The following is a 23,528-nucleotide window of genomic DNA, read 5'->3' on the forward strand; positions in this document are numbered from 1 at the left end:
GGCGGGCGGCCGAGTTGGACGGTGCGTCGCCGCCGGTCAGCGCGCCGGCGAACCGCCACAGCCCCGGAGGCCCGCCGCCCGATGACCGTACCCGACGTGACCGTGGTGGTCGCGGTCCACAACACCATGCCGTACCTCACCGCCTGCCTGGACTCGCTGGTCGGGCAGTCCCTCGCGCCGGGGCGGCTGGAGGTGGTGGTCGTCGACGACGGCTCCACGGACGGCGGTGAGGTGCTGGTGGACGAGTACGCGGCCCGGCACCCCGGGCTGTTCCGGGTGGTCCACCAGCCCAACTCGGGCGGCCCGGCGGCCCCCACCAACCGCGGCGTGGCCCTGGCCCGCGGGCGGTACGTGCTGTTCCTCGGCGCCGACGACTGGCTCGGCGCCGAGGCGCTGGAGCGGCTGGTCGCGGCCGCCGACGCCTGGGGCTCGGACGTGGTGGTGCCCAAGCAGGTCGGGGTGAACGGGCGGCTGGTGCCGCAGGGCATCTTCCACGCCGACGCCGAGTCGGTCGGCTTCACCGACTCGGCGCTGGCCTGGGCGCTGTCCGACACCAAGCTGTTCCGGATGGACCTCATCCGGCGCCACGGGCTGCGTCGCAACGAGGAGTTGAAGGTCTTCTCGGACCAGCCGTTCACCCTGGAGGCCTGCCTGCGGGCCGTCCGGGTGTCCGTCCTCGCCGACTACGACTACTACTTCCTGGTGCTGCGCGAGGACCGGGGCAACGTCACCGAGCGGGCCTCGGTGCTGGACCGGCTGCGCGGGATCGCCGCCCTGCAGCAGGTGGCCGACGAACTGGCCGATCCCGGCGACGAGTTGGACGCCATCCGGGCCCGCAGCTTCGCCTGGGACGTGCCCCGGCTGCTCCAGGACGGCTTCCTGCTGCTGGACGACGGGCTGCAGCAGCGGGTGTGCGCCGAGGTCGGCCGGATGGTCGAACGGTTCGGCGCCCGCGCGGTGTACGACCGGCTGCCGGTCGCCGCCCGGCTGCGGCTCGAACTCGCCGCCGCCGTACGGCCGGAGGCGCTGCGCGACCAGATCCGCTACGAGGCCGCGCACGGCGAGCCGCCGGCGGTGGCGGTCGGGCGGCGGCGCTACGCGGGCTACCCGGCGTTCCGGGACGCCCGGCTCGGCCTGCCCGACGGGCTGTTCCTGCTGGGCGAGGAGCCGCTGCCGGTGGACGCCCCGCCGCTCAACCTCGCCCAGCAGCTGTGGCGCGGCGTCGTCCCGGAGCAGCTGCGGCGCGGGCTGCGACGCCATCCGGTGTGGCGCCGGCTCGCCAACTCGGTGAACGGAGGACGGGGATGAGCCTCGACGGCGGCCTCGATGTCTGTGTCGTCGGCCTCGGCAAGCTGGGCCTGCCGCTGGCCGTGCAGTTCGCTCTGAAGGGCCACCGGGTCATCGGGGCGGACATCGCGCCCCGGGTGGTGGAGAGCGTCAACCGGGGCGTGCCGCCGTTCCCCCGGGAGGAGGGGCTGGACGAGGCGCTCAAACGGGTGGTCGCCGAGGGCCGGCTGCGTGCCACCACCGACACCACGGCCGCGGCGGCCGCCTCGGCGGCCGTCGTCCTGGTCGTCCCGCTGGTCACCGCCGCCGACGGCACCCCGGACTTCGCGCTGCTGGACGCGGCCACCGACGCGGTGGCGGCCGGGCTGCGTCGCGGCGGGCTGGTCAGCTACGAGACCACCCTGCCGGTCGGCACCACCCGGGAGCGCTGGGCGCCCCGGCTGGCGGCCGGCTCCGGGCTGGCGCCCGGGGCGGACTTCGCGCTGGTGTTCAGCCCGGAGCGGGTGCGCACCGGGCGGGTCTTCGCCGACCTGCGGCGCTACCCCAAGCTGGTGGGCGGCCTGGACGCCTCCTCGCTGCGGCGCGGCGCCGAGTTCTACCGGGCGGTGCTGGACTTCGACCCGCGCCCCGACCTGCCCCGGCCCAACGGGGTGTGGGAGCTGGCCTCGGTGGAGGCGGCCGAGTTCGCCAAGCTCGCCGAGACCACGTACCGGGACGTCAACATCGCGCTGGCCAACCAGTTCGCCCGGTACGCGGACCGGGTCGGGGTGGACTTCGCCGAGGTCGCCGACGCCTGCAACTCGCAGCCGTACAGCCACCTGCACCGGCCGGGCATCGCCGTCGGCGGGCACTGCATCCCGGTGTACCCGCGGCTGTACCTGTGGAACGACCCGGCGGCGACGGTGGTCCGGGCGGCCCGGGAGGCCAACCTGGAGGTGCCCGGGTACGCGGTCGGGGTGCTGGCGGGGGCGGTGCCGGGCGGGATCGCCGGGCAGGGGGTGCTGGTGCTGGGCGCCTCGTACCGGGGCGGGGTCAAGGAGACGGCGTACTCGGGGGTGTTCCCGCTGGTGGCGGCGCTGGAGGCGGCCGGGGCCCGGCCGTACGTCGCCGATCCGCTGTACCGGGCGGAGGAGTTGGCGGCGCTCGGGTTGCCGCCGTACGGCGGGGAGCCGGTGGTGGCGGCGGTGCTGCAGGCGGACCACCCGGAGTACCGGGAGCTGGGGCCGGCGGACCTGCCGGGGGTGCGGGTGCTGCTGGACGGGCGGCGCTGCACGGACCCGGCGCGGTGGGCGGCGGCGGGGGTGCGGCGGATCGTGCTGGGCGGGGCGTGAGCCGGGGGGCGGGGCGGGTCGTGGGCCGGGCCCGGGAGCGTGCCGGGTCGGGCCCGGGGCGTGTGATCGCGGGGCGCGCCCCCGTCCGCGCCGGGCAGCGGGCAGACTGGCGGGGTGAGCGACGAAGCCTTCAGCGGGACCGGCCCCGGGGTCCGGTTCACCGCGGCCGACGAACAGAAGAGTCTCGGTGTCCGCCGGATGAAGACCATCGCGACCGGCCTGCTGGCCTTCGCGACCCTGGTCTTCGCCCTCTCCACCTGGGCCAAGGCGGCCGGCGCCGGCCCCTGGGCCGGGTACGTGGCGGCAGCCGCCGAGGCGGGCATGGTCGGCGCGCTGGCCGACTGGTTCGCCGTGACGGCCCTGTTCCGGCGCCCGTTCGGCCTGCCGATCCCGCACACCGCGATCATCCCGACCAAGAAGGACGCCTTCGGGCGCTCGCTCGGCGATTTCGTCGGCGACAACTTCCTGGCCGGCCACGTGGTGCGCGGCCGGCTCGCCGCGCTCGGCATCGGCCGCCGGCTGGGGGAGTGGCTGGCCGCGCCGGGCAGCGCCGAGCGGGTCACCAAGGAGGCCTCGGCGGCGCTGCGCGGGCTGCTCGCGGTGCTGCGCGACGACGACGTGCGGGCGGTGGTCGCCGAGGCGGTGACCCGGCGGGCCGCCGCCACCTCGGTGGCCGAGCCGATGGGCCGGATGCTGGGCAAGGTGGTCGCGGACGGCGGGCACCACGGCGTGGTGGACCTGGTCGCCGTCCGGGCGCACGGCTGGTTGACCGACAACCACGAGGACGTGGTCCGCAAGGTCACCCAGAAGACCCCGGGCTGGACCCCGAAGTTCCTCGACCACCAGGTCGGCGAGCGGGTCTACAAGGAGCTGCTGCGCTTCGTTACCGACATCCGGGACGACCCCGACCACCCGGCCCGCGGCGCGATCGACAACTTCCTCGCCGACTTCGCCACCGAGCTGCAGAACGACCCGGAGACCATCGCCCGGGTCGAACGGGCCAAGGGCGAGCTGCTGACCCGCCCCGAGGTGCAGGACCTGATCAACTCCACCTGGGCGGCCGTGCGCACCCTGGTGATGGGTGCGGCCGAGGACGAGGACAGCGAACTGCGCCGGCGCATCCGCGACGGCGTGCGCCGCTTCGGCGAGCGCCTGGCCACCGACGCCAAGCTGCAGGCCAAGGTGGACGGCTGGCTGCAGGACGCCGCCCAGTACCTGGTCGACACCTACCGGACCGAGATCACCTCGCTGATCTCGGAGACGGTCGCGGGCTGGGACGCCGACGAGGCCTCGCGCAAGATCGAGGCCAACGTCGGCCGGGACCTCCAGTTCATCCGGATCAACGGCACCGTGGTCGGCGCCCTCGCCGGGCTGCTGATCCACACCGTGGCGGTGGCCCTCGGCGGGTGATCCGGGCTTCGGCCTATCCTTGCCAGCACCACTCGGTACGCGCGTAGAAGACGCAGAAGACGAAGAAGAAGGAAGAAGGGAACGACCGTGGTCCAGCCGGACGGAAGTCGGATCGGCCTCAACACCAACCAGAGCGGGCTCAACGACCGGAGCATCGAGGCGTTCATCGCCGGGATGCCCAAGGCGGAGCTGCACGTCCACCACGTCGGCTCGGCCTCGCCGCGGATCGTCGCGGACCTGGCCTCCCGGTACGCCGGGCAGTCCAAGGTGCCGACGGACCCGGCGGCGCTCGCCGAGTACTTCACCTTCACCGACTTCGCCCACTTCATCGACGTCTACCTGAGCGTGGTGGACCTCGTCCGCGACGCCGAGGACGTCCGCGCGCTCACCTACGGCGTGGCCGAGGACATGGCGCGGCAGAACATCCGCTACGCCGAGCTGACCCTCACCCCGTACTCCTCGGTCAAGCGCGGCATCCCCGACGTGGCCTTCATGGAGGCGATCGAGGACGCCCGGCTGCGCGCCGAGAAGGACCTCGGCGTGGTGCTGCGCTGGTGCTTCGACATCCCGGGCGAGGCCGGCCTGGAGTCCGCCGAGGTCACCGCCCGGCTGGCCACCGAGCTGGCCCCCGAGGGCCTGGTCAGCTTCGGCCTGGGCGGCCCGGAGATCGGCGTGCCGCGGCCGCAGTTCAAGCCCTACTTCGACCGGGCCCGGGCGACCGGCCTGCGCTCCGTCCCGCACGCCGGTGAGACCACCGGGCCGGAGACGGTCTGGGACGCCATCCGCGAGCTCGGCGCCGAGCGCATCGGGCACGGCACCCAGGCGGTGAAGGACCCAGCGCTGGTCGACTACCTGGGCGAGCACCGCATCCCGCTGGAGGTCTGCCCGACCTCCAACATCGCCACCCGGGCGGTGGAGCGGATCGAGGACCACCCGATCAAGCGGATGGTCGACGCCGGGCTGCTGGTGACCATCAACAGCGACGACCCGCCGATGTTCGGCACCGACCTCAACACCGAGTACGCGGTGGCGGCGCGGCTGCTGGGGCTGGACGAGACCGGGGTGGCGGCGCTGGCCCGCAACGCGGTCGAGGCCTCGTTCCTGGAGCAGCCGGGCAAGACCCGGCTGGTCGGCGAGATCGACTCCTACCTGGCGGGCTGGCAGCAGCAGGGCTGACGTTCCCGCAGGTCAACCGCCCCGTCGACCCCGGTCGGCGGGGCGGTTCGCGTGCTGCCGCGGGCGTGGCTCGGGCACGGCGCGGGCATGGTGCCGGGCCTGGTGCCGGATGTGGCGCCAAAGTGGTGCCATAAACGCCTCGACATGACACCACTGCTGTGCCATGCTCTAGCCATGGACCTCACGCCGTACGTCGACAACCTCCGGAACGAGCTCGCGGTGGCCGCCGCCACCGGCGGGGACGAAGCGCGGGCGCTGGCCGACCGGCTGACGCTCCCGCTGGAGTCGGCCGTGCGGCTCACCCTGCTCAACGCCCTCTCCGCCGCCATGGGCGAAGTCACCCGTGACCTCGCCCCGGGCTCGGTGGACGTGCGACTGCGCGGCCTCGATCCCGAGTTCGTGGTGACGGCCCCGCCGGGCTCCGGCGGCTTCCACGGCGAGGAGCCGCCCGCGGCGCCGGGTGGGCCGGCGCCCGTGGTGCCACCGGTGGTGCCGCCCGTGGTGCCACCGATAGCGGCGTCGGTGCCCTCGTCCGCGATGCCGGAGTCGGACGACAGCGGCACCGCCCGGATCAACCTGCGCCTGCCCGCGCACCTCAAGGCGAGGGCGGAGGAGGCCGCCGGGCAGGAGGGGCTCTCGCTCAACGCCTGGCTGGTCCGGGCCGTCGCCGGCGCGGTCGACGGCGGCCGCCCGGCCGTCCGCCCGGCCGCCGACCTCGGCGCCCGCACCACCCGCGGCGGCGGCCAGGGCTTCACCGGCTGGGTCCACTAGCGCTTCGGCACCACCGTCAGACCGACTGCCCCTTCGACGTCACCTCCGCTCCGACCAGCGGGAACACCCACACGAGTCAAGAGGACGGCACAGCCATGCCCACGTACGAGACCGACGGACAGATCTCCGCCTCCCTCGAGTTCGAGATCGGCTCGGTGTGGATCCGGGCCAGCAAGCGCACCGACACGGTGGTCGAGGTCCGGCCCACCAGCTCCGCCAGGGACGCGGACGTCAAGGCCGCCGAGCTGACCCAGGTCGACTTCTCCGGCGGCCGGCTCACCGTCAAGGGCCCCAAGCAGCGGACGGTGTTCTCCAGCAAGAAGGGCTCGATCGACATCACGGTCGAGCTGCCCGCCGGCTCGGAGGTGCACGCCGACTCCCCGATGGCGGACTTCGTCACCGAGGGCCCGCTCGGCGACTGCCGGATCAAGACCTCCATGGGGCGGATCCAGGTCGACCGGGCCGAGGGCGCCCGGCTCAAGACCGACATGGGCGACATCCGGCTCGGCACCGTCGCCGGGGATGCCGAGGTGACCGGCTCCGGCCGGATCGAGGTCGGCGCCGTCGGCGGCCGGCTGACGACCAAGAACAGCAACGGCGACACCGAGATCGACGAGGTGCGCGGCGAGCTGACGGCCAACGCCTCCAACGGCCGGATCCACATCGGCCTCGCCGAGGGGGGCGTCGAGGCCAAGACGGCGAACGGCCACATCCGGGTCGGCCAGGTCGTCCGCGGCAAGGTCGGCCTCCAGGTCGGCGTCGGGGACATCGAGGTCGGCATCGCGGAGGGCACGGCCGCCTGGCTCGACGTGCACAGCAAGTTCGGCGCCGTCCGCAACGCCCTCGACACGGCGGCCGGTCCGGGCGAGGCCCGGGAGACGGTCGAGGTCCGCGGCGCCACCCAGGTCGGCAGCATCCTCATCCGGAGGGCCTGATGGCGACCACGACGACGAACCCGGCAACGGCCCCGGTCGCGAGCACGGCGGCGATCTCGGTGGCCGGGCTGACCAAGAGCTACGGGGACAAGGCGGTGCTCAGGGGCGTCGACCTGTCCATCCCGGCGGGCAGCGTGTTCGCCCTGCTCGGCCCGAACGGCGCGGGCAAGACCACGACGGTGGAGATCCTCTCCACCCTCATCCCCGCCGACGGCGGCTCGGCCCGGGTGGCCGGGCACGACGTGGTCCGCCAGGCCGACGGGGTGCGGAAGGCGATCGGGGTCACCGGCCAGTTCTCGGCGGTGGACAACCTCCTCACCGCCGAGGAGAACCTGATGCTGATGGCGGACCTCAACCACCTCCCCCGTCGGGAGGGGCGGAGGCGGGCCGAGGAACTGCTGCGGCGCTTCGAGCTCACCGAAGCCGCGCGCAAGCCCGTCGCCACCTTCTCCGGGGGCATGCGGCGCAAGCTCGACCTGGCGATGACGCTGGTCGGCGACCCCAAGGTGATCTTCCTGGACGAGCCCACCACCGGACTGGACCCGCGCAGTCGGCGCACCATGTGGGAGATCATCCGGGGCCTGGTCGCCGACCACGGGGTGACGATCTTCCTCACCACCCAGTACCTGGACGAGGCCGACCAACTCGCCGACCGCATCGCGGTCCTGGACGGTGGCCGGATCGTCGCGGAGGGCACGGCCGAGGAGTTGAAGCGGATCGTCCCCGGCGGGCGGATCCGGCTCCAGTTCTCGGACCTCGACCGACTCACCGCCGCCGCCGCGCTGTTCGACTACGCCACCGCCGACGCGGAGGCCCTGCGGCTGGACATCCCGGGGGACAACTCCGTGCTCACCGTACGGGCGGTGCTGGACGCGCTCGACAACGCCGCGGTGCCGGCCGAGTCCCTGGTCGTGGAGACGGCCGGCCTGGACGACGTCTTCCTGCAACTCACCGGAGAGGGAGCACGATGAGCACGGCGACGTACGCGGTCAGCGACTCGCTGACCATGCTGAGGCGGAACCTCAAGCGCGCGCAGCGGTACCCGGCGATGACCTTCTCCGTGGTGCTGATGCCGGTGATGATGCTGCTGCTCTTCAACTACGCCTTCGGAGGCGCGTTGGGAGCCGGCATCGGGGGCGGGAGCTACATCGACTACGTGACGCCGGGGATCGTCCTGATGACGGCGACGTCGGGGGCGGTCGCCACGGCGGTCGGCGTCTGCGTCGACATGACCGAGGGGATCGTCAACCGGTTCCGCACGATGGCGATCTCGCGCTCGGCGTTCCTGACCGGGCACGTGGTCGGGAGCGTGATCCAGACGGTGATCGCGCTGGTGCTGGTGACGGGTGCGGCCTTCGCCATGGGGTTCCGGTCCAGCGCCGGGCCGCTGGCCTGGCTCGCGGCGGCGGGCCTGCTGCTGTTCGTGACCCTGACGCTCACCTGGATATCGGCGGGGATCGGACTGGTCTCCAAGACGCCGGAGAGCGCGAGCAACACGCCGCTGCCGCTGACCTTCCTGCCCTTCATCGGCAGCGCGATCGTGCCGCCGGACTCGATGCCGACCGTGCTGCGCTGGTTCGCCGAGTACCAGCCCTTCACCCCGATCATCGAGACCCTGCGCGGCCTGCTGATGGGCACCGCCATCGGCAACAGCGGCTGGATCGCCCTCGCCTGGTGCACCGGGCTGACCCTGCTGGGCTACTTCTGGTCGCGGAGCGTCTTCTACCGGCGGTGACGGGGGTACGGCCGGTAGCCGTCGGACGGCCCGGGCAGCGGGGACACCCGCCGCCCGGGCCGCCGTGGCGTTCCAGGCCCCGCTCCGCTGTCGGGCCCTGCCGCCCGACCCTGCCGCCGAGCCCTGCGGTAAAGTCCGCGCCAAGGATCGGCAAAGTGCCGCTGGGGGGCGGGGGATGACAGTGCGTCACCGGTGGATCGTCCGGGGGTGCCGGGCGGGCGCCGTGGCCGCGCTCCTCGCGTACGCGGCGGGCCGGTACGCCTCCCGCTCGGGCGGGCTGGTGGTGGTCGAGCGCCGGCTCGACCACCCGGTGCTGCTGCTCGGTCCGGCCGTGGTGCTGCTCGTGGTCGCGGCGGTGCTCGGGAGCGGGCCCCGCGCCCGGTTCGTCCAGATCGCCTGCGCGGTCGTCCTGGCGCCGCTGGTGGCCGCCGCGGCGGTGGGTGCGGTGAGCGCCCGACTGCTCGACGACGGGGCCCGGTCGGTCCAGCGGAAGGTCCACCCCGACCACCCGGGGCGGGTGTTGACCGTCACCGGCGACTCCGCCTCGGTCGACCGGGCCTCCTACCGCGTCGACCTGCTCACCGGCACCGGCTGGTCCGCCCGCCACTGGACCGTCGGCAACTGGGACGGCGGACGTGACCGCTTCCAGGGCGCCGAGTGGTCCGCCCCCGACCGGATCACGGTGACCACGGCCCGCGAGGTCAGGGTCTTCACCCTCGCCCCCGACGGTGATCCGGGCAGCCCGGCGGTGACGCTCCGCTGACCGCCCGGAGGCGGTTCCCGGCCCGTTCGAGCCCCGGGCAGCGCTCCCCGGACCGTAGCGGGCCCCTGTAGTAAAGTCCGCGCAAAGGTCGGCAAAAGACCGCCCGGGGGGACGGATGACGGCGAGGCGTCGCAGACAGATCGCGTGGGTGCTCAGGGGTTCGGCGCTCGCGGCGTTGCTGGTGTACCTGCCCGGCTGGCACGCCTCCCGTTCGGGCGGGCTGGTGCTGCTCGAGCACTGGCTCAACCGTCCGGTCCTGCTGATCGGGGCGGCGGTGGTGCTGGTCGTGGTCTCGCTGGTGATCCAGCTGGAGTTCCGCTCCCGGTTCTCGCAGATCGGCTGCGCGGCCGTGCTGGCGCCGCTCGTCCTCGCCGCGGTGCCGATCCTGTTCCTGTCCTTCGTGTTCAGCGGCCACGGGGGCCGGGAGGACCGTTTCGCCAGCCCCAACCGGCCGGACCGGGTGCTCACCGTCACCAACGTCGCCTTCTCCATCGACCCGATCTACCGGGTGGAGCTGGAGACCGGCACCGGCTGGTCCGCCCGCCACTGGAGCATGGGCACCTGGAACACCAGCGGCGGCGACTTCGTCCGCGTCGACTGGTCCGGCCCGGACCAGATCACCGTCACCGGCCGCACCTCGCTCACCGTCTTCGACGTCCTCCCCGACGGCAGCCCGGGCGAGCCCCGGGTCCTCCCGAGGCAGGAACCGGACGGGCCGTAGGGCGGCCCAGGGGCCCCGGGGGTGATCAACCGCCCCTCTAGGCTGGTGCGGTGACACAGGGGACATCAGGGACACAGGGGACGCAAGGGATCCATGGGGGCTGGCGCGCGCGGCCGCGCTGGGTGCGGTGGGTGGCGGCGGTGTGGGTGATCGGGTTCGTCGAGGGGGCGGCGGTGCACGCCTTCGACGTCCTGACCGGCGGGCTGCACGCGTATGCGTGGTGGCCGCTGCCGAGCCAGGTGCTGTTCCACGCGCTGCTCGTGCTCGACCCGTTGGCCGCCGTGTTGGTGGCCCGGGCGCGCCCGGCGGGGGCGTGGCTCGGGGCGGGGGTCATGGTGGCCGATCTGACGGCGAACTGGTGGGCGAACTGGCACGACGTGGTGCGCCATCCGCTCGACTACCTCCGGGGAGTCGTCGGGCTGCCGGCGATGACGCTCTTCGGGCTGTTCGTGTTCGTCACCGCGGCCCCGCTGCGCCGGGAGTTCCTCCGCACCGGCCCGTACGCGGGAGCGGCCCCGCGCGCCCAGGAGGCCTGAGCACGCGGGGCGGCGGTCAACCCGGGGTGGCCGCGCTGCCCGGGGCGGCCAGGGCACTGGTCACCAGACGGTGATGCCCATGGTGTCGGCCGCGCTGTGGATGGCGTTGTAGTGCGGGATCGACATGTCGGACTTCTTCTGGCCGGCCGGAAGGTTCTTGTCCGCGGCGCGGAACTCGTCGCGGGCGGCGGCGAGCAGGCTGGTGCCGTAGGAGACCGGGACGTCCTTGGTGCCGTGCGCCGGGTGGGACTTGGCGGCCGTCTGGCTGCCGGCCTGGGCGAGGGTGCTGCGGGCCTGGTTGTAGGCGGCGGCCTTGACGGTCTTCGGGTTGGCGAGCCGGGCCTGGGCAACAGTGGTCGTCCGGGTCTGCTCGGCGGCCATGGCGACGGGTGCGACGGCGGCGGTGAGGGCGCCGGCGGCGACGACGGTGACGAGGGCGTTGCGAACGGTCCTGTTCATGCGGATTCCTTCCGAGGAAATTCTCAACGATTCGCCTCCGCGTCGGTCTCGGTGATCGTCGGAGTGCGAACGTCTCCGCCCTACCCCGGCCTTGGAGAGCGGAAAACCCGCTTCCGTACGGTTCGTTCGGAAGTGGTCGGATCAGGCCGTTTTCTGGATTCAGGGAATTCGTATGGTCAGACTGGGCGGATGAATCCTGATCTCTACCCGGACGTGGCCGCCGCCGGGAGCCTCGCCGCCGCACTGGAGTCGGCGGCCGCCGAACTGGCCGTGGACATCGCCCTGGTGCCCGGAGTCTGGGGCGACGCGGACTCGGCGGGCATCGCTGTCTCAGGGGGCACGATGCCCGTGCGCCGGCCGCTCCAGGTCCATCTCGCCGTGAAGGAGCGCTGGTTCTTGGTCAGCGGCCGGAGTCTGGGCGTCGAGATGGTCAGGGGCGGGACGACGGACATCCGGGATGTCGTCCGGGCCGCCACGGCCTGGGGGAGCGGCCGGAGCCTGCGGGAGCTGCGTGAGCGGTTCCCGTTCCTCGCCTCCTCGGAGCTGGCCGAGGCCCATGAGCACGGGGCTACCGCCGTGGTCGGGCTGCAGTGGGGGTGGCTCCGGGAACGGGCGCTGCGGGAGCCGGAGTTCACCGGGTTCGGCCTGCTGGTCGAGGCGGCCGGTGCGGAGCCGAAGCTGCGGCAGTTGTACCCGGTCGTCAGCCACCAGGTGCTCGTCTTCCAGCCCCGCACCGGCTTCCCGTGCGCGGAGGTGGTGATCGCGATCGCCCCCGCGGACGACGGCTCCCCGTACCAGGTGCAGCGGTTCCCGCACGGTGGTCTGATCGCCGAGGCCGGGACGGCGGAGGAGGCCGTCGCACTGGCCGTCGCCCACCTGCCCGCCGACCTCGGGCCCGCCGTGCTCGGCAGCGACGAGGACGCCTGACACGTCGTCCCGTCAGTCGTCCTCGTACGGCGGGATGGTCCAGCGCAGCACCGTGCCGCCGGCCGGGTCGGCCTCGAGGGTGACCGGGTAGACCTGGCCCCAGCCGCGCTCGCCGTGGTGCCGGACGGCGTGGTCGCCCTGGTCCCAGCCGATGCCGAGCACCGGGCAACCGCCGACCTCGACCGTGCCGGTGCGGAGCGGGTGGTCCCAGCCGGCCCGCTCGGCGAGATAGTGGTCGGTGTGCGCGTCGAGGGAGACGGCGACGCCCGTGCCGTGCAGGCCGCCGTGCCAGGTGGTCAGTTCGGCGGTGCGGGCGGCGGCCTCGGCGAGCGGGAGGTCGAGCCAGCCGTGCGGACCGTCGACGCCGTGCCAGACGATCCGCTCGCCGCCGAAGTGGGCGTGGGCGTCGTCCTCGTGGCGGCCCCAGTAGGTGACGTCGGCGAGGCCGTCGGTGGAGTCGCCGCCCAGCCCGGTCCACGCCTCCAGGGCGACGGCGTCGCCGATCACCGTGCCGCAGCGGTCGACGGGCAGGTCGCCGAGCGGTATCGGTACGGTCGGGTCGGCGTCGGCGGGCCAGGGGAGGCCGAGTTCGATCTCCAGGGTCGCGATGGCCGGTTCCTCGTCGAACGGGGACGGCGAGGTGGTGGCCCGGACCCGGAGCGGCCGGTCGGCGGCGGCCGGGACGGCGACGGCTTCGCATTCCTCGTCCTGGAGGTGGGCTCCGCCTGCGGCGGCCGCCGTACGGGCGCGCTCGCCGAGGGGCGCTCCGAGCTCCGGCCAGTAGTCGATCCACGTGGCCATGCCGAGCACCAGCAGGCCGGACGGCGCGGTGACGGATCCCAGGTCGGTGAAGGTTTCGGGCACGGGCCGATTGTGCCGTTCCGGTACGACATTCCTGAATCCGCGTCGGGCCCCGACCCTGGACCGGCCTTCGGGAGCATCGGGACAGCGGATATCGGCTGTCCCGATGCTCGCGAGGCTGAAGGTCGGAGAGGGCTCCCCACCTCGCGGTCCCGGAGGGGGATCAGGAGAGGCAGAACTCGTTGCCCTCGATGTCCTGCATCGTGATGCACGACTCGTTGACGCCGTCGGCGTGCTGCGTCAGCACGTGCTTCCCGCCGAGCGCCGTCAGCCGTGCGCATTCGGCCTCGAGCGTGGCCAGGCGCTCCTCACCCACGAGTCCGGTGCCGACCCGCACATCGAGGTGCACCCGGTTCTTGACGACCTTGCCTTCGGGAACCCGCTGGAAGAGCAGGCGCGAGCCCACACCCGAGGGATCGGTGCACGCGAAGTAGACCTCGTCCTCGGGCGGCAGCGTGCGGTGGTACTCCTCCCACGTGGCAAAGCCCTCCGGGACCGCCGGCACGACGTACCCCAGCACCTCGCACCAGAAGGCGGCGAGGCGCGCAGGCTCCGCACAGTCGAAGGTCACTTGGAACTGTCTGATCGTTGACATCGGCGCACGATAACAGGGGCCTTGCTCATCTCCCCGGGTCGGGAGGTTCAGAGTCCGTAGTAGAGGAAGACGCGGTAGACGATGGTGGTGCCGTCGGTGCTCACCTCGGTGCAGAGGTCGCGACGGTCGAGCAGCCAGCCGTTCGCCTCGCAGCGCTGCGAGGGCCGGAGTCGGGCGGCGGCTTCCTCCATGGAGAGGCCGGCCGGGCCGGTGAGGTAGCGGGTGCGCGAGCAGGTGGCGTGGTGGCCGTTGCCGCAGCCCTGGCCGGTGTCGATGGTGGTGTAGCCGGGCGGTGCCTCCGGCAGGGCCTGCGCGGCGGGGACGCTCGCCTCGTGGAAGCACAGCAGCGCGAGCAGCGGGGTGGCGGGGAGGACCAGGGCCAGCTGGGTGCGGAAGGCGATGCCGACGGCCCGGGACCAGCCCCGCGGGCGTTCCGTGCGCGGCCCGGCGAAGCGTCGTTCCGCCCGGAGCCCGATGAGTACGGCCAGTTCGGCGAGCGGCGTGTACAGCAGGTACAGCTCGACCGGGCTCTGCAGGTGCAGCAGGCCGAGGGCCACGGAGAGGACGAGGGCAAACCAGAGCAGCAGCGCGGCGGCGATGGGAACCCGGAGGGGAGTCGGGCGGGCGCGCAGCAGCCAGTGGACGAGCGGTAGTAGCGCGAACAGCACCCCGATGACGGCCCACACCATGACCCGAACCCCTCCCGGCTGCGAACGACGGCACCTCGGGAAGCCGGACGCTCCGGCATCACTGTTCGGTTCCGGTGCGAAGGACGTTCCCTTCGGCCGCAGAGCCGAGTGGGCGGCGGCGGAGGCGGAGGTCAGGGGCGGCCCTGGCTGTCCGCGTCGGCGCGGGACCTCTGGACGTAGTAGCGGAGGTTGTAGAGCCGCCCGGCCAACGGGTCGCGCTGGTACTCGATGCCCCGGCCGATCTCGTCGAGGACCGGCAAGCCGCGCTCGTCGCCCCGCAGGGCCAGCCCGCCGGCGGCTTCCGTCCTGGCGTAGGAGTGCGGGTCGGTGAGGTGGGCCGCCAGGACGTCGCGCAGCTCGGGGGTGTCGACGGGGGACAGGACGAACGCGTAGAGCGCGTGGGCCCGTATCTCGGGTACCGGGTCCGCCGTCAGCCGGAGGAGCGTCGCGACGACCTCGGGGTGGTCGGCCGTGACGGCGTGGTAGTCGGTGGCGAGCTCCGAGGCGACGCTCCTGCGAACACAGGGGTCGGGGTGGTCGGCGTGGGTCAGGAGGGCCAAGCGGTCGCCGCCGTAGGAGGTGAAGGCGGCGATGACGGTACGGAGGGCGTACGGGTCCTGCTCGGTGTCCAGCAGACCGCGGAGCAGATCGAGGGTCTCCCGACGGAACGGCTCCTCGTCGTGGTCCGGGTCGAGGGCCGGCATCAGGTCCGGGTGCAGGGATTCCGGCGACGCGTCGAGCCCGAGGTCGAGGAAGTTCAGCGCGTGGAGCCCGAAGCGTCGCCGGTCGAGCGAGGAGGTGTCACGGGCGACCTCCAGCGCCCACCTGCCCACCTCCGGGTCGGCGATGGAGTCCAGGTAGTACAGCGATTCGAACCAGTCGTCGTGCTCGGGCTGGGCGTGGACCAGGGCGCGGGCCAGTAGTTCGTCCGGCGTGCGCCGGATGCCGAGCATGGCCTCCATGCGGCTGATGATCGCGCGGTGGGCGGGTGGCGGCCCGGCTGCCTCTGCTGCCTCTGCTGGTTCCGCGGTGTCGATCGCGGCCTGTGCCACCCGCAGCGCCCGGTGGTGCGGGCTGTCGGCGGCCAGCGGGGCGGTCTTGTGCCCCAGCAGGGCCAACAGGACCCGGTATGCACCACGGTCGGCCGCCCAGGTCACGGGGTCGGCCCCGTCGGCCCACGGGCGGGTCACGTCGAGGCCCGAGGAGACGAGCTCTCTGACGACGTCGTGCCGCCTGGCGTGCGCGGCGGCGGCCAGCAGTGTGTAGGCGGCGTCGTCGGCGAGGAGTTCGGCCTCCGGTACCTCGTCCAAGAGGCTCAACACCATGATGTCGTCGCCGCGTTCGATGCCGGCCAGCAGCAGGGGAAGGTCCACCGCCCGATTGTGTTGACCAAGCCGTTCCGGTGCAACCGGCGTGGCGCCCGGCGCCGGCCTACGCGTTGGACCAGGAGCGGGTGGAGAGCACCAGCAGGTAGCCGTCCGGGTCCTGGACGGTGACGCCCTAGGCGTCCCAGTACGGGTTGTGCGCGGGGACGCGCTTGCCGCCGTGCTGTTCGAGCCGCTCCAGGAGGGTGTCGCTGACGGGTTCGCCGAGGTAGACGACGAGGAGGTCGTCGGCGGTCGGCTGCGGTTCGACGGGCGCGGCGGGGTCGTGGACGAGCTCCAGGTGCCAGGCGGCGTCGGGCCAGCCGACCATGAGGAGCGAGTGCTCGCCGGGGGTGCCGTCCGTGGTGTGCCGGTAGAGCACGTCGAGGCCGAGGCCCGAGGCCCAGAAGCGCTCGGCTGCTTCGAGGTTCCGGGAGGGGCGGGCGATGCGGATGTGCGCGGTGGCGTCGGCTGGCATGGTTCTGGCTCCTGGGCAGGGGAGTGAGGCGGCGTTGGGGGCAGCAGCGAGCCTAGGGAGCCGGGGGGCGGGTGCCATCGGGCGCTGGTCCTAGTCCGCCGGGCCTATAAACAGGTGGAACTCGAACAGCCTCGTCAGGTGCGGCGATCCGAGGCAATCTGTTCGGGTGCGGACTCCACCTGGGTCAACCGCGATTGCGGGCCCTCGGGGCTGGTGATTGCGTCGCCGTCGTGACCGAACACCCGGTCATGGGATTCCGTGGATACACCGCAGAGGGAGAGTTCCGTGTTCACCGTCAAGAAGGCCACCGCCGTCGCTGCCGCCGCCCTGGTCACGGCGGGCGCGCTGGCCGCCGCCGCGCCAGCCTCGGCCGGTTCCGTCCGTCAGGGCTCGGAGAACGTCCGCTTCTTCAACGAGGACACGGGCGGCACGCTGGACGCCAACGCCGTCGGGGGCAACGTCGCCATCTCATGGGCGCCCAACGGCACGGACTACCAGGCCTGGATCCTGCGCTTCGGCAGCCAGGGTGGTCTCCAGATCGAGAGCAAGGCGCGGGTCGGCCAGTGCCTCCAGGCACCTGAGAACTTCGGCGACCCGATCGCTGTGGTGACGTGCAACAAGTACATTCCGACCCAGTGGTGGGTGCTTCCCATGGTGGGTGACAAACACGTGATCGCCCTGCAGCAGGACCCGCAGAAGGTCATCGAGTCCACCCCGACCGGCAACCCCGTGTTCCAGGGGTTCTACGACGGCAACCCGCGTCAGCTGTGGGACATCAGCGTGGCCTGAGTCGGGGGCGGCAACGCGAACGGCCCGGCACCTGTGAAAGGTGCCGGGCCGTCCGACTGTGGAGCGCCAGGCCCGGGTTGCACGGACTCTTCCTACTGAAAGTAGGACGTACTCTGGTAGTACCGCTGACGCCTGGCGAGGTTTTGTGTTCCTCGCGACAAGAAGAACGTTAGCAGCTCAGAGCCCCGTGATCCAAAACGGGCGGCTGGAGCGGTCGGGGTCAGGCGTCGAACTCGCCGTTGCGGATGGCGGCGACGAGGTCGCGCCATTCGGTGGTGGTGAGTTGGGCGATGGCGTCGGGCAGGAGGCTGCTGCGGACGTAGACGGCGTCGGGGGCGATGGCTACCTCCGGGCAGTTGCTCGCATTGGAGCATGCACTGGGCCGGATCCAGTTGTGGTTCTCCATCGGCTATATCTCCTTCTTGATCTTCGCGATCAGATCGCGGGAGCCCTCGACCGAGAGAGACCTGTCGGCCATCTGCTCGACGACCGAGCGGTACTCCTCCAGATGCTCGGCCAGGTGGAGGAAGATCGGACCCTCCATGGAGTCATAACTCACGGTGTCGAGTCGGGAGACAGGCCCGTTCGCGTAGTTGATGGCCTGGCCGGGCCCCTTGAAGCCTCCAGCGGCGAAGCTGATCACTCGAAGCGTGACATGTGGCAGCTGGGACAACTCCAGCATCCAGTCCAGCTGTTCCCGTGCTACGTCGCGGCCGCCGAACTGCATGCGGAGGGCCGCCTCGTGGACGATCGCCGTGTAGGGATGGGTGCCCTTCGCCATCAGCATCTCTGAGCGCCGCATCCGCTGCTCGACACGCGTTTCCACGACGCGCGGAGTCAGCCGGACCTGATTGTCCTGGAAGATCGCGCGGCTGTATCGCTCCGACTGCATAGGCCCTGGCGGGTGGCAGATTTGGTAGGAGTACATGCCCTGCGCATGGTGCTCGAACTCGCAGATGTCGAGGAAGCCCTGCGGCACGAAGCCCCGGTATTCGTCCCACCAGCCCTTGCGTCGGTCCTCGGCCATGGCTGCAAGGGCATCGATGTATGCGGAGTCGGTTTCGCCGAACGCTTCGGCGAGCGTTCGGACTCGCTCGGCCGTGATGGGGTAGTGCCCCTTCTCGACCTGAGTGATCTTCGTCCGGTCCAGGCCGAAGACTGCAGCCGCTTGCGCAGTTGTTTGGCGGGCGCTGTCGCGCATCTTCCGCAGCTCGATGCCCAACCGTTCCTGCCGGGCTGTTGGGGTGGTCCGTGGTGGCATGGCCCAAGCATCTACGTCGACTCGGGATCAGTCCAGCGACTACAGGTGGACCATGTTTCTCGATCCAGTGGCACATGTGAGTGGCGATGCTCTACAGTCTGTGATGCACCGATCACCGAACGGATCGTCAATAACGCCGCTCGGGCACCGAAGAACACCCATGTCCAGTGGGCTTGTTCACGGCGACGCATCCGCCGATCTCACCCATTCCCCTCTGGGAGATCCCTGTGCGCAACCTCAACTCCCCCTCCCTCGGCCTCTCCCGCGACACCCTCCGGGACGCCCTCGAGGGCTGGCCCCCGTCCCTCATCGCCGACGCCCAGCTCGCCCTCGTCGAACTGATCGTCAATGCCTGGCACCACGGCGACACCCCCGCCCCGGTCGTCGTCATCCTCCTCCGCCACCGCACCCTCCGCGTCGGCGTCTCCGACCGCTCCTCCGTCCTCCCCGAGCAGCGTTCGCACGACCTCCTCTCCGAGTCCGGCCGGGGCCTCCAGCTCGTCGCCGGCCTCACTCACCGCTGGGGCGTCAGCCCCCAAAAGCTGGGCAAGACCGTCTGGTTCGAGCTGGACGGTGCCGCGTGAGCGCCCACCACCCGATCCACCCCGCCGATCCGGCCCTGCTCCACCTCACCGGCCCCCAGCTCGCCGAGCTGATCATCGAACTCCGTACTGAGGGCCGCGAGTTCGGCCTCCTCTGGCCCTCCACCCAGACGGGCGAGACCAACCTCAGCGGCCGCCGGCTCGTCAACTTCGGCAACGTCCCGGCGAGCACCCTTATCAACCTCCTCGCGCTGCTGCGCGAGTACAAGCGCAACCGCGACGGCGACCACCACCGATGCTCGGATTCCTGATCCTCAACCTCATCGCCGCCCTCTTCGGCGGTCTCTGCGAAACCCGCTCCTCCCGCTTCTGGCGGAAACCGATCGAGGCCCGACCCTCCTCCGGTGACGACCGCCACCCGTAACCAACTCCCGCCCGTACGCAGGAAGTCGGTCCGCTCGACTTCCTGCGTACACCTCCGCCTGCCCCGGTCTCTCCAGCAAGATCCATAAACACCCGTGAAGTGCATGTGGCGCAACATCACCGTTGCTGCACAAGAGACTTGACGTTCCATCACAGTATTGAAAGAGTCGGCGACCGCGCGAACTCCAGTGCGAAAGCCATGAGTTGGCGGCGAATTCATCGACAACGGGGAGACTTCTCATGTCCAACAGGAAGATTGCCGTCGCGGCCGTGGCAGTGGCCGCCGCAGGCGTCCTCGGCACCGCAACCACCGCTTCCGCGGCGACCACGGTGTACGACACCAAGACGATCACTGTGAGCAACAGCACCATGGCGGGTACGACGTGCACGTCCCGGACCATCACCCTGGCCGCCGGCTCGTACGGCTGGGGCTGGTACGACATAGCCCCCACGGTGAACCGCACCGTCAAGCTCGCCGCGGGCACCTACACCTGGTCCGACTGCCTGACGATGAGCTTCGACTACGACTACCTGGACTCGAAGCTCCAGCTCAACGGCAGCTCCTCGTCCCCCGTGACGATGCGCATCTCCCGCTGGCTGTTCGACGGCCCCTACACCTTCGGCAGCTTCCTCAAGCCGAACTTCTAGGCCCCGCGGCACGCCGTCCGACGTAACGAGGCCCCGACCAACGGCGGTTGGTCGGGGCCTCGCCGCGTCCGACGTCTCAGCGGTAGGCGGCGAGGAACGCCCGTACGCCCGCGTCGGCGTAGCGCTCCAGCTCGGCCTCCGTGTGCTGCGGGCTCCCGTGGAACATCGCCTTGTTCACCGGGATCCAGAGCAGCAGCCCTGAGAAGTGGTTGGCCGCGAGCAGTGCGTCGTCCACCTTCAACACGCCCTGGTCGGCAAGTCGTTGGAAGGTCTCGGCGAGGGTGGCGAGCACCCGCTCGAAGCCCTGCTCGTACCAGGTCGCCCCCAGCTCGGGGAAGCTGTCGGCGTTGGCGATGATCAGCCGGCGCAGCTGGAGTACCTGCGGCTGGGTGAGCGTGGTGAGGAACTGCCGGGCGAGCGTGCCCAGGTTCTCCTCCAGCGCGGCCGCGTCCGCCGGGATGTCGGACACGAGGTCGATCATCGCCTCGATCCGGTCGGTCGTGGCGAGCACGATCTCGGCGAACAGCTTCTCCTTGTCGGCGAAGTGCTTGTACACCGTCTGCTTGGACACGGCCGCGAGCTTGGCGATGTCGTCCATGCTCGTGCCCGCGTAGCCCTTGGCCATGAAGACCGTGGTCGCGGCTTCCATGATCGCCTGGTGCTTGCGGGCCGACCGGTTGCCGGGCTCGTTGGCTTCCAACCCTGTCTCCCTCCTCCTTCTCGACTTCTCGTCCTGGACAGAACAGTACTGGACAGTCCAGTTCTTATCCCAGTACCGTACCGTCCAGTTCCGCAGTACTGGACAGTCCAGTTCTGGCGGTGTCACATCCTTGGGGGATTTCCATGGCCCAGCAGGCCTTCAACACCCGTTCCATCACTGCCACCACCACGTTCACCGCCCGTCGCGCGCTGCTGGCCGGTGGCGCCCTGGCCGGTCCGCTGTTCCTCGGCCTCGGCGTGGCCCAGGGCCTCACCCGCCAGGGCTTCGACTTCTCCCGCAACGCCATCAGCCAGCTCGGCCTCGGCGACCTCGGCTGGATCCAGGTCACGAGCTTCCTGCTCACCGGCCTGCTGCTGACCGCCGGCGCGGTCGGCCTGCGCCGCACCATCGGCGGTACCCCCGGCGGCACTTGGGCGCCGGGGCTGGTCGCCGCCTTCGGTGCCTCCTTCCTCCTCGCCGGCGTATTCAAGGCCGACCCCGGCGCGGGCTTCCCGACCGGAACGCCGGACGGCCCGGGTGAACTCAGCGGCCACGGCACCGTCCACCTGCTCGCCGGCACCCTCGGCTACCTGGCGCTCTGCCTCGCCTTCCTCGCCCTGGCCCGGCACTTCGCCTCGCGCGGGGAGCGCGGCTGGGCCCTCGCCTACCGGATCGCCCCGGTCGTCGTCCTGGCCGGCTTCGCGGCCTCCGGGGCCACCGTCATCGCCTTCACCGCCGGCGCTGGCTTCGGCCTGCTTGCCCTCACCGTGGCCATCGCCCGTGTCAGTGCCAGCCGCTAACGTCGCATCAGCAAGTCAGAGCGTCGCCCGTCGCCCGAACAGAGAACAGGACACCCGCGCCATGACCACCCCCGTCAAGGGCCCCGCCAGCTACTTCCCGGCCATCGAGAAGAAGTACGGCCGTCCGGTCGAGGAGTGGAAGGGCCTGATCCGCACCTCGCCGCTCACCAAGCACATGGAGCTCGTCGCCTGGCTCAAGAGCGAGCACGGCCTCGGCCACGGCCACGCCAACGCGCTGGTCGCCCACACCCTCGCCGAGCCCAAGGCCGGCTGAGCGGCTGCTACCAGCCAGAAGGGGGAGCCGTCGTGATCCTGGAAATCCGCACCTACCGCCTACTGCCCGGCACCGGCGCCGAGTTCGTCCGCGTGATGGCCGAGGAGTCCGTCCCCCTCCTCGAAGCCGCCGGCATCCGGGTCGTCGACCACGGCGCCTCGCTCGTCGCCGAGGACGGCCACGAAGAGGCCTACCTGATCCGGGCGTTCGACTCCGTCGAGCAGCACCGCGCGCAGGAGGAGGCGTTCTACGGGAGCGACGTCTGGCGCCGGGGCCCGCGCGAGGCGATCGTCTCCCGGATCGACAGCATGCACTCCATCGTGATCGAGGTCCCCGACCACGCCGTGGACGCCTTCAAGCGCTCCTGAGCTCCCAAGGTCCTTTGGCGGGCCCGGGCGCACGGGGTCCTCGGCCGGCCTGTGACGACCCCCCCAGGACGGTCACTGCATGTAATCGCCCGGGTCGACATTCGCTAGGTTGTGTGCGCACAATGTTGGTGAGGCGTATGCCCTGAACATCATTGCGGGCAACCGGTGGCCGATCGCGCTCCGATGAAGACCCTCGCCCACCTCCGTGCAATCACACGCAACACTGCAAGGAGAGTCGCCATGTCCAAGGACCGACCCCCTGAGGTCTCCAAGCGCAGGTACGCATCCTTCCTCGATGCGCACAATGTCGACGGCAGTCTCGTCCAGGGCAAAGCGAGCGCCGTCCTGGAGGCCGTCCTCACCGACGAGGACAACCAGCCCCTCCACGGGCAGACCATCTACTTCACCGTTTCCGGCTCCGGCAAGGACCTGGGCAATGCGCCCACCAACCATGACGGCATCGCGAAACTCGAGAGCGGCCAGAAGATCCTCGATCTTCAGACGACGGTCTTCGGGGCGGCTTCCGGCTATGAGGCCGAGTTCAAGGGCAGTGCCAACTTCACCGCCAGCAAGGCCCACGGCAGGATCAATGCCACGTTCTGATGCGCTCCACGCCGCAGCCATGCTGCCGTCCGCGTGAGGCCGTTCGGCCGATCCTGTGGTGCCCCCTCCGGGAGAACCGGTGGGGGCCTGCCGTTGTGTGACGTCGCGACGCGCGTGCGCGGCTTGCAGGACTTCCCTTCCTCCGCGCACTACCTTTCGTGCTGCACTGCCACGCTCCGTGACCGAGTCGCTCCCGGAGCCGTTCGGCGCACACACCGTCCCGTCCCACGGAAGGCTTGTGATGACCACCCAACTCCCGGCCACCATCGACGAGGTGATCTCCCGCATGGAGGAGATCGACCGCGAGCTCGACCCGCACGACGGCGTGGCCTGCTTCAACCGGGTGTACCTGAAAGTCACCAAGATGGTGAAGGAGCACGTCACCGAGGGCACCTTCAAGGACGGTCCGTTCCTGGAGCGGATGGACGTCATCTTCGCCGGGCACTACCTCAAGAACGTCGACGCGGCGAAGGCCGGGCGCCCGGTCGACATGCCCTGGCAGCAGCTGTTCGAGGCGCGCGACAATCGGATCATCTGGCCGATCCAGTTCGCGCTGGCCGGGATGAACGCCCACATCAACCACGACCTCGCGCTCGCCGTCGTCGAGACCTGCAAGGAGCGCGGCACCGCGCCCGAGATCCCGCCCGTGCACGAGGACTTCGAGAAGGTCAACGACCTGCTCGCCTCCGTCGAGGCCGAGATCCGGGCCGAGTTCGAGCTGCAGATCGTCAAGGTCGCCACCGCGCCGGCGGAGCAGCTCAAGCACGCGGTCAGCGCGTTCAGCATGTCGGCGGCCCGCGAGGTCGCCTGGATCAACGCGACCCAGCTGTGGGGTGCGCGCAACAACCCGATCAAGTACCAGGTCCTGCTCACCGGCATGGCCGGGTCGGTGTACGCCACCAGCCGTCTGATCCTCGTCCCCGTCATCCCGCCGCCCGCCGACTGACCGCGCCCTTCCGCGTACGGTGACCTGCCCCGGCGTTGTCTCAGCGCCGGGGCAGGCCGTCTGCGTGGGGGAGCGGTCGGTCGGCGGCTCCGAGGCTTCCGAAAGGGGGTTGTGCGGAGGCCCCGAACCGCTGACG

The 23,528-nt window shown here is 71.4% G+C and carries 29 protein-coding genes and 1 pseudogene; 21 read left to right on the plus strand and 9 right to left on the minus strand.

Features of this window, described 5'->3' with window-relative positions; all coding sequences use genetic code 11:
• Positions 1-81 precede the first annotated feature (81 nt).
• From ACFVXG_RS23985 to ACFVXG_RS24035, 11 genes are all read left to right on the plus strand, one after another.
• Entirely contained in the window at positions 82-1,308 is a 1,227-nt protein-coding gene (locus tag ACFVXG_RS23985; RefSeq protein WP_387930435.1) for a glycosyltransferase family 2 protein, read from the plus strand.
• On the plus strand, positions 1,305-2,618 hold the full coding sequence (locus tag ACFVXG_RS23990; RefSeq protein ID WP_387930436.1) for a nucleotide sugar dehydrogenase: 1,314 nt from the start codon (positions 1,305-1,307) through the stop codon (positions 2,616-2,618). The genes ACFVXG_RS23985 and ACFVXG_RS23990 overlap by 4 nt, the downstream gene beginning before the upstream one ends.
• Before the next feature lie 114 nt (positions 2,619-2,732).
• The gene (locus tag ACFVXG_RS23995) at positions 2,733-4,028 is read left to right on the plus strand and encodes a DUF445 domain-containing protein (protein WP_387930437.1); all 1,296 of its coding nucleotides are present in this window, start codon (positions 2,733-2,735) and stop codon (positions 4,026-4,028) included.
• A gap of 111 nt (positions 4,029-4,139) precedes the next feature.
• The gene (locus ACFVXG_RS24000) at positions 4,140-5,204 is read left to right on the plus strand and encodes an adenosine deaminase (protein WP_387930503.1); all 1,065 of its coding nucleotides are present in this window, start codon (positions 4,140-4,142) and stop codon (positions 5,202-5,204) included.
• A 174-nt stretch (positions 5,205-5,378) separates the two neighbouring features.
• Positions 5,379-5,975, plus strand: a complete 597-nt coding sequence (locus ACFVXG_RS24005; protein ID WP_387930438.1) for a toxin-antitoxin system HicB family antitoxin — start codon at positions 5,379-5,381, stop codon at positions 5,973-5,975.
• A gap of 95 nt (positions 5,976-6,070) precedes the next feature.
• Complete coding sequence (locus ACFVXG_RS24010) at positions 6,071-6,910, plus strand: DUF4097 domain-containing protein (RefSeq protein ID WP_387930439.1); 840 nt, start codon at positions 6,071-6,073, stop codon at positions 6,908-6,910.
• Positions 6,910-7,881: an ATP-binding cassette domain-containing protein gene (locus ACFVXG_RS24015; RefSeq protein ID WP_387930440.1), complete on the plus strand. Its 972-nt coding sequence runs from the start codon at positions 6,910-6,912 to the stop codon at positions 7,879-7,881. The genes ACFVXG_RS24010 and ACFVXG_RS24015 overlap by 1 nt, the downstream gene beginning before the upstream one ends.
• Positions 7,878-8,645, plus strand: a complete 768-nt coding sequence (locus tag ACFVXG_RS24020) for an ABC transporter permease (protein WP_387930441.1) — start codon at positions 7,878-7,880, stop codon at positions 8,643-8,645. The genes ACFVXG_RS24015 and ACFVXG_RS24020 overlap by 4 nt, the downstream gene beginning before the upstream one ends.
• A gap of 175 nt (positions 8,646-8,820) precedes the next feature.
• On the plus strand, positions 8,821-9,408 hold the full coding sequence (locus tag ACFVXG_RS24025; protein ID WP_387930442.1) for a hypothetical protein: 588 nt from the start codon (positions 8,821-8,823) through the stop codon (positions 9,406-9,408).
• A gap of 148 nt (positions 9,409-9,556) precedes the next feature.
• Positions 9,557-10,129, plus strand: coding sequence for a hypothetical protein (locus ACFVXG_RS24030; protein ID WP_387930443.1), 573 nt, complete (start codon positions 9,557-9,559; stop codon positions 10,127-10,129).
• Positions 10,130-10,260: 131 nt separating this feature from the next.
• Positions 10,261-10,665, plus strand: coding sequence for a hypothetical protein (locus ACFVXG_RS24035; protein ID WP_387930444.1), 405 nt, complete (start codon positions 10,261-10,263; stop codon positions 10,663-10,665).
• A gap of 60 nt (positions 10,666-10,725) precedes the next feature.
• On the opposite strand, the gene ACFVXG_RS24040 is transcribed toward ACFVXG_RS24035, so the two are convergent.
• Positions 10,726-11,124, minus strand: coding sequence for a hypothetical protein (locus tag ACFVXG_RS24040; RefSeq protein ID WP_387930445.1), 399 nt, complete (start codon positions 11,122-11,124; stop codon positions 10,726-10,728).
• A gap of 189 nt (positions 11,125-11,313) precedes the next feature.
• Between ACFVXG_RS24040 and ACFVXG_RS24045 the strand changes: the two genes are divergently transcribed.
• The gene (locus ACFVXG_RS24045; RefSeq protein ID WP_387930446.1) at positions 11,314-12,051 is read left to right on the plus strand and encodes a DUF6193 family natural product biosynthesis protein; all 738 of its coding nucleotides are present in this window, start codon (positions 11,314-11,316) and stop codon (positions 12,049-12,051) included.
• A 12-nt stretch (positions 12,052-12,063) separates the two neighbouring features.
• Here ACFVXG_RS24045 and ACFVXG_RS24050 read toward each other — a convergent pair whose 3' ends face one another.
• From ACFVXG_RS24050 to ACFVXG_RS24070, 5 genes and pseudogenes are all read right to left on the minus strand, one after another.
• Entirely contained in the window at positions 12,064-12,915 is an 852-nt protein-coding gene (locus ACFVXG_RS24050) for a hypothetical protein (protein ID WP_387930447.1), read from the minus strand.
• Positions 12,916-13,075: 160 nt separating this feature from the next.
• Positions 13,076-13,507, minus strand: coding sequence for a VOC family protein (locus tag ACFVXG_RS24055; RefSeq protein ID WP_387930448.1), 432 nt, complete (start codon positions 13,505-13,507; stop codon positions 13,076-13,078).
• Between the two features lie 47 nt (positions 13,508-13,554).
• Positions 13,555-14,196, minus strand: coding sequence for a hypothetical protein (locus ACFVXG_RS24060; RefSeq protein ID WP_387930449.1), 642 nt, complete (start codon positions 14,194-14,196; stop codon positions 13,555-13,557).
• Between the two features lie 131 nt (positions 14,197-14,327).
• The gene (locus tag ACFVXG_RS24065) at positions 14,328-15,569 is read right to left on the minus strand and encodes a HEAT repeat domain-containing protein (protein WP_387930450.1); all 1,242 of its coding nucleotides are present in this window, start codon (positions 15,567-15,569) and stop codon (positions 14,328-14,330) included.
• A gap of 58 nt (positions 15,570-15,627) precedes the next feature.
• Positions 15,628-16,038: pseudogene (locus ACFVXG_RS24070) on the minus strand (VOC family protein).
• Positions 16,039-16,323: 285 nt separating this feature from the next.
• On the opposite strand from ACFVXG_RS24070, the gene ACFVXG_RS24075 reads away from it, so the two are divergent.
• The gene (locus tag ACFVXG_RS24075; RefSeq protein ID WP_387930451.1) at positions 16,324-16,827 is read left to right on the plus strand and encodes a hypothetical protein; all 504 of its coding nucleotides are present in this window, start codon (positions 16,324-16,326) and stop codon (positions 16,825-16,827) included.
• Positions 16,828-17,047: 220 nt separating this feature from the next.
• Here the strand turns inward: ACFVXG_RS24075 and ACFVXG_RS24080 are convergent, their stop codons facing one another.
• Positions 17,048-17,233, minus strand: a complete 186-nt coding sequence (locus tag ACFVXG_RS24080; protein WP_387930452.1) for a DUF397 domain-containing protein — start codon at positions 17,231-17,233, stop codon at positions 17,048-17,050.
• Positions 17,234-17,236: 3 nt separating this feature from the next.
• Positions 17,237-18,049, minus strand: a complete 813-nt coding sequence (locus tag ACFVXG_RS24085) for a DUF5753 domain-containing protein (protein ID WP_387930453.1) — start codon at positions 18,047-18,049, stop codon at positions 17,237-17,239.
• Between the two features lie 266 nt (positions 18,050-18,315).
• Between ACFVXG_RS24085 and ACFVXG_RS24090 the strand changes: the two genes are divergently transcribed.
• The 3 genes from ACFVXG_RS24090 to ACFVXG_RS24100 all read left to right on the plus strand — a co-directional run bounded on the left by ACFVXG_RS24090 (position 18,316) and on the right by ACFVXG_RS24100 (position 19,701).
• Complete coding sequence (locus tag ACFVXG_RS24090; RefSeq protein ID WP_387930454.1) at positions 18,316-18,672, plus strand: ATP-binding protein; 357 nt, start codon at positions 18,316-18,318, stop codon at positions 18,670-18,672.
• The gene (locus ACFVXG_RS24095; protein ID WP_387930455.1) at positions 18,669-18,941 is read left to right on the plus strand and encodes a hypothetical protein; all 273 of its coding nucleotides are present in this window, start codon (positions 18,669-18,671) and stop codon (positions 18,939-18,941) included. The genes ACFVXG_RS24090 and ACFVXG_RS24095 overlap by 4 nt, the downstream gene beginning before the upstream one ends.
• A 352-nt stretch (positions 18,942-19,293) precedes the next feature.
• The gene (locus ACFVXG_RS24100; RefSeq protein ID WP_387930456.1) at positions 19,294-19,701 is read left to right on the plus strand and encodes a hypothetical protein; all 408 of its coding nucleotides are present in this window, start codon (positions 19,294-19,296) and stop codon (positions 19,699-19,701) included.
• 76 nt (positions 19,702-19,777) lie between these two features.
• On the opposite strand, the gene ACFVXG_RS24105 is transcribed toward ACFVXG_RS24100, so the two are convergent.
• Positions 19,778-20,401, minus strand: a complete 624-nt coding sequence (locus ACFVXG_RS24105) for a TetR/AcrR family transcriptional regulator (protein WP_387930457.1) — start codon at positions 20,399-20,401, stop codon at positions 19,778-19,780.
• Positions 20,402-20,544: 143 nt separating this feature from the next.
• Here ACFVXG_RS24105 and ACFVXG_RS24110 point away from each other — a divergent pair, with 143 nt between their 5' ends.
• The 5 genes from ACFVXG_RS24110 to ACFVXG_RS24130 all read left to right on the plus strand — a co-directional run bounded on the left by ACFVXG_RS24110 (position 20,545) and on the right by ACFVXG_RS24130 (position 23,392).
• Positions 20,545-21,201: a DUF998 domain-containing protein gene (locus tag ACFVXG_RS24110; protein ID WP_387930458.1), complete on the plus strand. Its 657-nt coding sequence runs from the start codon at positions 20,545-20,547 to the stop codon at positions 21,199-21,201.
• Between the two features lie 61 nt (positions 21,202-21,262).
• On the plus strand, positions 21,263-21,475 hold the full coding sequence (locus tag ACFVXG_RS24115; protein ID WP_387930459.1) for a DUF4287 domain-containing protein: 213 nt from the start codon (positions 21,263-21,265) through the stop codon (positions 21,473-21,475).
• Positions 21,476-21,507: 32 nt separating this feature from the next.
• A complete protein-coding gene (locus ACFVXG_RS24120; RefSeq protein ID WP_387930460.1) occupies positions 21,508-21,843 on the plus strand; it encodes an NIPSNAP family protein in 336 nt (111 codons plus the stop codon).
• Positions 21,844-22,083: 240 nt separating this feature from the next.
• Entirely contained in the window at positions 22,084-22,446 is a 363-nt protein-coding gene (locus tag ACFVXG_RS24125; protein WP_387930461.1) for an Ig-like domain-containing protein, read from the plus strand.
• Between the two features lie 241 nt (positions 22,447-22,687).
• The gene (locus ACFVXG_RS24130) at positions 22,688-23,392 is read left to right on the plus strand and encodes a DUF5995 family protein (protein ID WP_387930462.1); all 705 of its coding nucleotides are present in this window, start codon (positions 22,688-22,690) and stop codon (positions 23,390-23,392) included.
• Positions 23,393-23,528: the final 136 nt, after the last annotated feature.

It is taken from the genome of Kitasatospora sp. NPDC058162, assembly GCF_042884005.1.
Lineage (GTDB): Bacteria > Actinomycetota > Actinomycetes > Streptomycetales > Streptomycetaceae > Kitasatospora.